The 9711-nt window shown below is 41.8% G+C and carries 8 protein-coding genes and 1 pseudogene; 3 read left to right on the top strand and 6 right to left on the bottom strand.

Annotated elements, in window-relative coordinates; translation table 11 throughout:
- Positions 1 to 194 precede the first annotated feature (194 nt).
- On the bottom strand, positions 195 to 758 hold the full coding sequence (locus MFLO_RS07055) for an NUDIX hydrolase (RefSeq protein ID WP_036097253.1): 564 nt from the start codon (positions 756 to 758) through the stop codon (positions 195 to 197).
- A gap of 192 nt (positions 759 to 950) precedes the next feature.
- On the opposite strand from MFLO_RS07055, the gene MFLO_RS07050 reads away from it, so the two are divergent.
- Positions 951 to 1598, top strand: coding sequence for a 5-bromo-4-chloroindolyl phosphate hydrolysis family protein (locus MFLO_RS07050; RefSeq protein WP_036097252.1), 648 nt, complete (start codon positions 951 to 953; stop codon positions 1596 to 1598).
- Positions 1591 to 2787 carry a toxic anion resistance protein gene (locus MFLO_RS07045; RefSeq protein WP_036097251.1) on the top strand — a complete coding sequence of 399 codons (1197 nt, stop codon included), beginning with the start codon at positions 1591 to 1593 and terminating at the stop codon, positions 2785 to 2787. The genes MFLO_RS07050 and MFLO_RS07045 overlap by 8 nt, the downstream gene beginning before the upstream one ends.
- A gap of 56 nt (positions 2788 to 2843) precedes the next feature.
- On the opposite strand, the gene dinB is transcribed toward MFLO_RS07045, so the two are convergent.
- The 3 genes from dinB to rnz form a co-directional block, all read right to left on the bottom strand.
- Positions 2844 to 3914 carry a DNA polymerase IV gene (gene dinB, locus MFLO_RS07040; protein ID WP_036097250.1) on the bottom strand — a complete coding sequence of 357 codons (1071 nt, stop codon included), beginning with the start codon at positions 3912 to 3914 and terminating at the stop codon, positions 2844 to 2846.
- A 130-nt stretch (positions 3915 to 4044) separates the two neighbouring features.
- Positions 4045 to 4836, bottom strand: a complete 792-nt coding sequence (locus MFLO_RS07035) for an SDR family NAD(P)-dependent oxidoreductase (RefSeq protein WP_036097249.1) — start codon at positions 4834 to 4836, stop codon at positions 4045 to 4047.
- Positions 4837 to 4848: 12 nt separating this feature from the next.
- Positions 4849 to 5763: a ribonuclease Z gene (gene rnz / locus MFLO_RS07030; RefSeq protein ID WP_036097248.1), complete on the bottom strand. Its 915-nt coding sequence runs from the start codon at positions 5761 to 5763 to the stop codon at positions 4849 to 4851.
- 240 nt (positions 5764 to 6003) lie between these two features.
- Between rnz and zwf the strand changes: the two are divergent.
- Positions 6004 to 7486, top strand: a pseudogene (gene zwf / locus MFLO_RS07025) (glucose-6-phosphate dehydrogenase).
- A gap of 42 nt (positions 7487 to 7528) precedes the next feature.
- Here the strand turns inward: zwf and MFLO_RS07020 are convergent.
- Complete coding sequence (locus tag MFLO_RS07020) at positions 7529 to 8242, bottom strand: LutC/YkgG family protein (protein ID WP_036097246.1); 714 nt, start codon at positions 8240 to 8242, stop codon at positions 7529 to 7531.
- Positions 8239 to 9711: a LutB/LldF family L-lactate oxidation iron-sulfur protein gene (locus MFLO_RS07015; RefSeq protein WP_036097245.1), complete on the bottom strand. Its 1473-nt coding sequence runs from the start codon at positions 9709 to 9711 to the stop codon at positions 8239 to 8241. The genes MFLO_RS07020 and MFLO_RS07015 overlap by 4 nt, the downstream gene beginning before the upstream one ends.

Here is a 9711-nt window from a genome sequence, read left to right as displayed (position 1 = left end):
ATACAGACGAAGCATCAGCAGTTCCATCGCTGAAAAAAATTCTAGCTTTTCCAAACCAGCCGATCAACTACGAAAAAACTTGTCCAAGAAGCTAAAAACTTTGATTGGCAAATTATTAGTAAAGAAGAACTTGCGGCAATTAATGCAGAATAAAAAAACACCCCCCGGCTTACATATACACGCCGGGGGTTTATTTAATCATCAAGTATTTCATTTTTCAATTTGTTCAATTCTAAAAACTGAATTGCATACATTGTTTTGGCATCATAGATTACCTGCTCAGCAATCAACTGTTTCGCTTCCTCAAGTGAAACCGAAAGCAAATTGATAAACTCATCTTCATCTTGTGCCAGCGGTTTTTTCATCTTCATTAAATCACGCGCTAAATAAATATGTAAAAGTTCATCCGAAAAACCCGGTGCCGTATAAAAGGAAGTTAAGTATTCAAGATCCCCGCATGAATAGCCAGTTTCCTCTTCCAGTTCGCGTCTTGCTGTAATTTCCTTTGCTTCATTCGGTTCCATTTTCCCAGCCGGAATTTCCACAATCGTTTTCTCGAGCGGTTTGCGAAATTGCTCAACTAAAATGATCTCTCCTGTTTCAAGAAGCGGAATAACGGCTACAGCCCCGGGATGCTTTACGATCTCCCGACTCGATTTCTCGCCGTTTGGCAACTCCACTTCTGCCGTAACTAATTTAACCACACGTCCATCAAACCAAGTCTTTTCGCTCAGTGTTTTTTCTTCTAAATTTTGCAACGCCGCACCTGCTTTCTTATTTTTATTTATTGTAACATATGAGGCGGTCCGAGATGAATTTACGTCGCACGACGGATAACATGAAAAGCATGAATATGATATGATTAGTTTAAATCAAATATCCTTTCTAAACGTAATAAAAATCGGTCATTGATCGGTTTTAGAATAAGGAACTGAAGGAGAAGATATACAATGACTTTATTTAAAAAAATTATGGCATTCACCGGTTCAATTATCATTGTTTTCGTGCTGTTTGGCATTCTTTCAGCCATCTTCACACATCGTTTACTCTTAATCTCGATCATTACACTTGTCGTAGCCGGCATTTTGTTTTTCTTTTCTTCGAGAGCCGGAGAAAAAGCGTTGTCTGAAAAAACTGGTTTGACGAAAAAAGAATATCAATATATTCGTTCGAACTTAGAAGAAGCACGTGCAAAAATTATGCGCCTGCAAAAAATCATGAGTTCGCATAAAACACTTTACTCATTTCAAGAACGAAACAAAACATTGCAGCTTACGAAACGAATCTATACTATAGTAAAAGATGAACCAAAACGGTTTTATGAAGCAGAAGATTTCTTCTTTTCACATCTTGATTCGCTTGTCGAACTTACCGAAAAATACGCCTTCTTGGAAAGTCAGCCGGTAAAAGACAAGAAAATTTACCAAACGCTTTCTGACACGCGCTCGCTTTTAAATGACTTAAGCCGCGTGATTGAAAAAGATTTATTTACCATGCTGAATCAAGACGTAAACAGTCTCGATTTTGAGCTAGAAGTCGCTAAAAACTCGATTTCGAAGCAAAAACAGAAATTCGAAAGGGGTCAAAAAGATGAGTGACTCAAATGAAAAGAAAGAAATCAACCAAACAGAATTACTAGAAAAGGAAATGAATCAAACGCTTGATGATCTGCTTGCAAACCCATTTGGAACAGACAGTTCAAGTGGAGATACAAGCCTTATAAATAATGAAAATAAAGCCGCACCAAGACTGGTTGACATGCTTCCAGAAAGCAATAAGCGGCAAGCAATGGAACTTAGCAAACAAATCGAACCTGGTAATCAAGCGGCTATTTTAAGTTATGGTGCCCCTGCACAAGCAAAATTGCATGATTTTTCTCATTCGATGCTTGCTCACGTTCAAAAGCAAGATGTCGGACCGATTGGAGATATTATTAGCGACTTGATGTATCGCCTTCAAGAAGCCGACCCTGACGAACTAGCTGCGCGCAACAAAAACGTTTTTACAAAAATGTTTCACCGTGTTAAACAGTCCATCAATGAAATTACGTCAAAATATCAAAAAATCGGTACGCAAATTGATCGTATTGCCCTAAAACTTGAACATTCGAAAAAACGGTTGATCGAGGATAACTCATTCTTAGAACAGCTTTATGATAAAAATAAAGACTACTTCCAAGCGCTAAATATTTACATTGCGGCGGGCGAGTTAAAAATCGAAGAAATCAATACGCAAATGCTTCCAGAGCTTAAGAAAAAAGCTGAACTAAGCGGCGATCAAATGGATTTTCAAGAATACAATGATTTGACCCAGTTTGCCGATCGTCTTGAAAAACGAATTCACGATTTAAAATTAAGCCGGCAGATCACCATTCAGCAAGCTCCGCAAATTCGTTTAATTCAAAATACGAACCAAGCCCTTGCTGAAAAGATTCAATCATCCATCATGACAGCTATTCCGCTTTGGAAAAATCAAGTTGCGATTGCTTTAACGTTGTTACGCCAACAGCAAGCTGTTCAAGCACAACGACAAGTATCTGAAACTACAAATGAGCTCTTAAAACGCAATGCCGATATGCTGAAAACAAACGCGATCGAAACGGCTCGTGAGAATGAAAGAGGGATCGTTGATATCGAAACGCTGAAAGAAACTCAATCTAGTTTGATTGAAACGTTACAAGAGACACTAAAAATTCAGCAGGAAGGCCGTGTAAAACGTGCAGCTGCTGAACAAGAACTTGTTTCAATGGAACAAGAACTGAAAGAACGCTTAATCGAATTAAAATAACAAAAAATAAACCCCTGTTTTCTTTTTAGAAAATGGGGATTTTTGTTTGCATAAATTTATAAGCCTTCTAAACGCAGATTTTCAAATTCGATCGGCTTTAAGTTCGTGACGGTGAGTCCGATTAAACGAATGGAATCTTCACCATGATAGGTTTCGCTTAATAAGGCCCTTCCTGCTTCATAGATCCACCTTTTTTCATGAACATAGTCGGTGAGTGTGACACGTTTTGTGATCGTTGTAAAGTCGCTGTAGCGCAGTTTCAGAACGACTGTTTTGCCGTGTTTGCGAATTTTAGCAAGGCGCGTTTCAATTTTTTCCGCAAAACGCATTAAGCTTTCCTCAAGTACTTTTTCATTCCAGACGTTTTGAGCAAACGTGGTTTCTTTCCCGACAGATTTGCGGTCGCGGTTTGGATTGACAATGTTGTTTGAGCGGCCGCGCACGTGGCGATAAAGCGAGTATCCATGTTTGTGAAACTCACGGATTAAATCCCATTCCTCCCATGCGCGCAAGTCTTTGCCGGTATGGATGCCAAGGCGGTGCATTTTTTCAGCGGTTACTTTGCCAACTCCGTAAAATTTGTCGATCGGTATACTGTCGAGAAAGGCTTCGGCTTGTTTTGGCGGGACGACGGTTAGTCCAGCAGGCTTTTGATAGTCCGAGGCAATCTTGGCAATAAATTTGTTATACGAAACTCCGGCTGAAGCAGTTAGCATCAGTTCGCGGTATATCGTTCGCTGGATTTCACGTGCAATCAGCGTGGCTGATTTAATGCCCACTTTGTTTTCAGTTACATCAAGATAGGCTTCATCGAGGGACAAAGGTTCAATCAGATCGGTATAACGGCTAAAAATTTCACGAATCTGGCTTGAGACTTCCATGTAATGTTCCATGTTGCCATGGATAAAAATGCCTTCTGGGCAGAGTTTTACAGCTTGGCTGGAAGGCATCGCAGAATGGACGCCGAACTTGCGCGCTTCGTAGGAACATGTCGATACTACACCACGCTTGCGCGGATCACCGCCGATGATCAGCGGCTTATTGCGATATTCCGGATGATCACGTTGTTCAACCGACGCATAGAACGCATCCATGTCCACATGAATGATTTTTCGGCTTGTATCCATCTTGGATTCTCCCCTCTCAAAAAAGAACGTTTGTTCCCTTTTATTATACTAGGGTTTGCAAGTTTTGCCAAGTCTTCTTAATCGAAAAAAGCAGCTTCAGGCGATCTTCTTTCCCCAAAACTGCTTTCTGCTATTTTTTCATGAAGGCGCTCTTTCCAAAAAACTCGATCACGCTCGGAATAACTTGATAGACGCGTGTTCCAATGTTCATTAGTAATGGTAAATTCACTTCGCGACGAGGTTTCCCGATAATCCGCACGGTTTTTGTGGCTACTTTTTCAGGTTTCAATGCAAAAAAGCCTACGTTCTCAAGATACTCGCCGGATCGGTCAGCGATATCGAAAAATTGAGTTTTCATCGGTCCCGGATTGATCGTTGTCACATGGACACCCGTTCCGGAAAGTTCCATCCGGAGCGCGTTGGAATAGCCTAAGACGGCAAATTTTGTTCCTGCATAGGCGCTTGATTTTGGTGTTGCGATCTTCGCGGCTTGTGATGCAATATTGATCACATGACCGGAATGTTTCGCAAGCATCGTTGGTAAGAATAACTGTGTCAATTTAATCAAGCCGAGCACATTTGTCTCAAACATGGCTTTCACGGTTTCAAATGGAGTATCTAGAGCTGTTTCAAACAAGCCGAAACCGGCATTATTAATTAATACGTCTACATCATGTGCATCAAGGATTTTTTTACTGAGAGCGTCAAGGTTTGCAAATTCAGTCAAGTCTGCCTTATAGACGGACACATTGACTTCGTAGCTTGCTTCGATCCGCCCGGCAAGTTCTTCTAGTTTTTCAAGGTTCCGCGCGATCAGCACAAGATGGGCTTTTTCCTCTGCACAGGCATGCGCCAAACTTTCGCCAAGTCCGCTTGAGGCGCCGGTTATTAAAACGGTTTTTCCCGCTAAGTATCGGTTCATCGCTTGTTCCTCCTAAATCTCAAACACATCAAAGTCATTCGCAATGTCTGTCGCTTGGAATATTTCTCTCGCTTCTTCTACTAATCGAAGGCTCGCTTCTTTATCATATCTAGAACTGATGTGTGTGATAATCAGCCTCTTGGCTTCTGCATCACGCGCAAGCTCGGCCGCCTCAGCAGTAGTTGAATGCATATATTCGGCTGCCATTTCGCCTTTTTCAGCTTCAAAGGTCGCTTCGTGAACGATAAGATCTGCTTGATACGCAAGTTTGTTTTCATTTTTACAGCTTCGTGTGTCGCCAAAAATAGCCAAAACACGTCCTTTTTGTGGCTCGCCGATATAGTCATTTCCGTTAATGGTACGACCATCTGGAAGGAGAAGCGAACCGCCTTCTTTTAGTATTTTAAAGCTTGGGCCGGGACTTACACCGTCACGAATTAAGCGCTCAGCATCAAGCGCACCCGGTTTGTCCGCCTCTTCAATTCGGTAACCAAAGCTTTGGACTCCGTGATCAAGTTCCATGGCTGTGACTTTCCCAAACGAATCTTCAAAAATCAGTTCGCTCTCGATTTCTTCGATTTTCAGTTCATAGGTGAGATGTGTGCCGCTCAGCTTTAAACTCGTTTCAATAAAATTTTGAATTCCCTTTGGCCCGTAAACGGTGAGTGTGCTTTCGCCGCCTTGAAAGGAACGGCTTGAAAGCAGTCCCGGAAGTCCGAAAATATGGTCGCCATGCAGGTGAGTGATAAAAATTTTTTCGATTTTACTGAGTTTTACTTGCGAGTGTAGCACTTGATGCTGTGTTGCTTCGCCGCAATCAAACAACCAAATTGCATTTCGTTCATTCAGCATAGTGAGAGCAATTGAAGTCACGTTGCGCCCTTTAGAAGGAACGCCTGCTCCTGTACCTAGAAATATCAGTTCCACTTTGCCTTCCCCGCTTTCTGTTTATCATCTTTTCTATTTTAGCATAATCATGGATTTTGCGGAAATATCAGGGGATTTCTACCTATACCAATTTAATAACTGGTTCAAACAGTTGCACATTAGGCGCTGAATGGATAAAATAATAGGGAGCTAATGAGCTTTTTGTGCTCGTTTAGACTTTGATCGAGCAATTTTAAATTCGATTAAGAGATACAAACAAGGAAAGAGGGTCATGTGCGTATGGCAGACGAGTTAGAACCAAAAAGCTTTAATTACAATATTCGGCGGAACGGGAGATTTGGCAAATCGGAAACTCTACCCCTCGCTATACCATTTGTTCAGCAAAGGATATTTAAAAGATCATTTTGCTGTTATCGGAACTGCACGGCGAGAATGGAGCAATGAATTTTTCCGCGAGAAAGTCAAAGAATCGCTGAAAGATATTGAAGGTGCATCAGAACACGCAGAAGAATTCGCTTCGCATTTCTACTACCAGGCTCATGATGTGACCGATCAAGAATCTTATACTTCATTAAAAAATTTATCCGATGAACTGGATGAAAAATATAGTTTAGCCGGAAATCGCTTATTTTACCTTGCGATGGCGCCGAACTTCTTCGATATTATTGCAAGCCGGATTAAATCAGAAGGATTCACAGATACTCCAGGCTTCCATCGTTTGATCATTGAAAAACCATTTGGTCATGATCTTGAAAGCGCAGAAAAGCTGAATGAATCTTTGCGTGAAGCTTTCCATGAAGATGAAATTTACCGAATTGACCATTATCTTGGCAAAGAAATGATTCAAAATATTTCGGTGATCCGCTTCGCCAATTCAATTATTGAATCACTTTGGAATAACCGCTATATCGACAATATTCAAGTTACGTTAAGCGAAGTTCTTGGTGTGGAAGATCGCGGTCGTTATTACGACGAAAGCGGTGCGCTTCGCGATATGGTTCAAAATCATATTCTTCAAATCGTTTCTCTCCTTGCTATGGAGCCGCCGATCAAACTGACAACGAAAGAAATCCGTAATGAAAAAGTACGCGCGCTTCGAGCTTTGCGTGTATATGAAGGCAAGGAAGTACACCACCATTTTATTCGCGGACAGTACGGTGAAGGAGAAGTGAATGGCAAAACGCTTAAAGGCTACCGTCAAGAGGAAAATGTCGATCCGCAGTCGAATACCGAGACTTTTGTTGCGGCAAAACTAATGATCGATAACTTCCGCTGGGCAGGTGTTCCTTTTTATATTCGTACTGGGAAACGCTTAGCGACAAAAGCGACACAAATTGCGATTCATTTTAAAGATGTACCAATGAATTTGTTTGGCACTCAGCAATCACTCGGCGGCAATGTGCTTGTGATTCACATTCAGCCGAATGAAGGAATTACCTTGCATTTAAATGTGAAAGAACCTGGTCAAGGAATGGTAACAATGCCGGTTAACCTTGATTATGTGCATTCTTCGCAAGATGGCATGAACACGCCTGAAGCGTATGAAAAACTGATTCTCGATTGCTTACGCGGCGATGCGACTTATTTCTCTCACTGGGATGAAGTTAGCTTATCGTGGAATTTCGTTGATCATGTTGCCGACGTTTGGACCGCAACAAAGGATCACTTTCCGAATTACAAACCCGGTTCGATGGGGCCAAAAGAAGCTGATGAGCTTGTACAGCGCGACAGCTTTACTTGGTTTCCAGTAACGGGCGAATAATGAAAAAAAAAACCTCATTTTGGAAAAAATGAGGGGTTTTTTTCATTTATCTGTCACGACAACATAAGTTACTTCGATTGGTCCATGAACACCAACAACAAGCTGCATTTCGATATCTCCAGAATTCGACGGTCCCGAAATAAAGTTGATGGATGAACCGACTGTTTCACCACTTGCTTCTTTCTGATCATAGTATTCTGCCGCCTGCGTTGAACGTGGTACAATTTTACTTTTCGGAATTACCGCAATGTAATGAACCGGTAAAAAGTGCAGCGATCTTCCTTGTTCAGGACTCGATTCGACTACAACAGAGCCGCTTTCCGCCAGCAGAAATTCAGCAAACGCAATCGCAATATTTGCCTTGCTGGCAGTATCAATATTTACAGTTCGATTCTCACTTCCTTTTTTCCAAACGGCTACATCGACATCCGGCCATTCCCCATTACGAAGTCCGCTAAGTCCATATTCTTCAAAACGCGTATCGTCTGCAATCAAGATTGACTCGTTACCAAACGTAGCACTGATCTTCTGAAGTGTGCCTGTCAAACTTTCAAGCGTTGTTTCAACTAAGTCCGTATGAATTTTTTTACATGATGCTTTCGCAATTTCAAGCAGTTCATCTTGCGTTTTCCCACTAAGCGTCGTATGAACGACATCATGCAAATAGTTTGGATGCGCTACCCTTTCTCCGTGATCACGTTTACGTCCGAGGCTTTTAGCAACATGATTTAAAAAGTTTTCTCGTTTTTGATTCATTCGTTTTGCCCTTCTTTTATTCTATTTTTATACCAATGACGGAAATTATCTTTTGGTTTTGGCGGGCGCGGCAAGTCACGAACCGTTGTCCAACCTTTAATGAGACCAAAACCACCGGAAACAAAGCCGCCAAACTGATACATGTTTTCAATTTTTGAATCGTGATGCAGACCGAGCATACTCATTCCCGCATGTCCAAAAGTTATCGCTTGTTTAAATAGAAATGGAGATGCCGTTGCCTTTGCAATCACCTTCATTTGTGTATTTTCAAAACCGTGTTTCATCTTTAACTCATCCGTCATCACCCGGCGATGCGCAATTAGAAGCTCGTGTAGCGGAATTTTTACTGGACACGTTTCCGTACAAGCACCGCAAAGACTGGATGCATACGGCAGTTCACCAAATTGTTCATAGCCACCAAGCACTGGAGAAAGGACTGCCCCGATCGGTCCCGGATAAATCGAACCATAACCATGTCCCCCAATCGCTCGGTACACCGGACAAACATTTAAACAAGAACCGCAACGGATACACTGTAAAATCGATTGAAATTCTGTTCCAAGCATTTTCGATCGTTTGTTATCAAGAATGACCACGTGAAAGTCTTCGGGGCCGTCCGATTCAGCTTGCAATTTTGGTCCCGAAAAAGTGATATAACTAGTCAAACTCTGTCCGACTGCACTGCGCGATAATAAGTTGTCCATCACTTCCGCATCAGCCATCGTAGGGACAATCCGCTCCATCCCCATTAAAACAATTTGAGTATCAGGAATACTTTCACAAAGATCAGCATTTCCTTCATTCGTGACGAGATTTACCATTCCACTGTTTGCAACAGCAAAATTACATCCGGTAATCCCGATATCAGCTTCAAGGAAAAATTCGCGCAAAACTTCTCTTGCAAACCGCGCCATATGTTTTGGTTCATTGTCCCCAGTGTAATTTAGTTTTTCCGCAAACACTTCTCGAATTTGCTCTCGATTTTTATGTATATCCGGAAATACAATATGCGAAGGTTCATCCCAGTCATCCATCTGCAAAATAAATTCTGCCAAATCTGTTTCCATCACCGAAACGCCCTCTATCCCGAGCAAAACTTGATCCAAATCTATTTCCGTTGTCACCATTGATTTTGATTTCACAATTTTCTTCGCTTGCTTTTCACGTACCACTTTTTCAACATACGCAGTAGCTTCTTCTTCCGTCCGAGCAAAAAAGACTTTCCCGCCCTTTTTCTCCACATTGTCTGCAAATTGCTCCAAATAATAATCCAGATGCATCAGCGTATGCTGCCGAATTTGCTCGCCGACATCGCGCCATTCCTGCCAGTTTCCAAGTTCTTCTCGTGCCGTCTCGCGCTTCACCCATTGATCATCTTGCGATTTAGCAACAGCTTTTCGCATAAACGTATCATTCATGCTGTCTTCTATCCGCGATTTAAAATCTTTTTCACTTGTCGATAACGCCAT

It is taken from the genome of Listeria floridensis FSL S10-1187 (assembly GCF_000525875.1).
GTDB classification, from domain to species: Bacteria; Bacillota; Bacilli; order Lactobacillales; family Listeriaceae; genus Listeria; species Listeria floridensis.
This window is presented reverse-complemented; position numbering and strand designations above follow the sequence as displayed.

Bases quoted from the DNA above. Each gene is read 5' to 3' on its own strand.
- dinB (WP_036097250.1), bottom strand. From the start codon at position 3,914: ATGGATACAAGCCGAAAAATCATTCATGTGGACATGGATGCGTTCTAT.
- MFLO_RS07035 (WP_036097249.1), bottom strand. From the start codon at position 4,836: ATGAACCGATACTTAGCGGGAAAAACCGTTTTAATAACCGGCGCCTCA.
- MFLO_RS07050 (WP_036097252.1), top strand. From the start codon at position 951: ATGACTTTATTTAAAAAAATTATGGCATTCACCGGTTCAATTATCATT.
- MFLO_RS07045 (WP_036097251.1), top strand. From the start codon at position 1,591: ATGAGTGACTCAAATGAAAAGAAAGAAATCAACCAAACAGAATTACTA.
- MFLO_RS07015 (WP_036097245.1), bottom strand. From the start codon at position 9,711: ATGGCGTTATCGACAAGTGAAAAAGATTTTAAATCGCGGATAGAAGAC.
- MFLO_RS07020 (WP_036097246.1), bottom strand. From the start codon at position 8,242: ATGAATCAAAAACGAGAAAACTTTTTAAATCATGTTGCTAAAAGCCTC.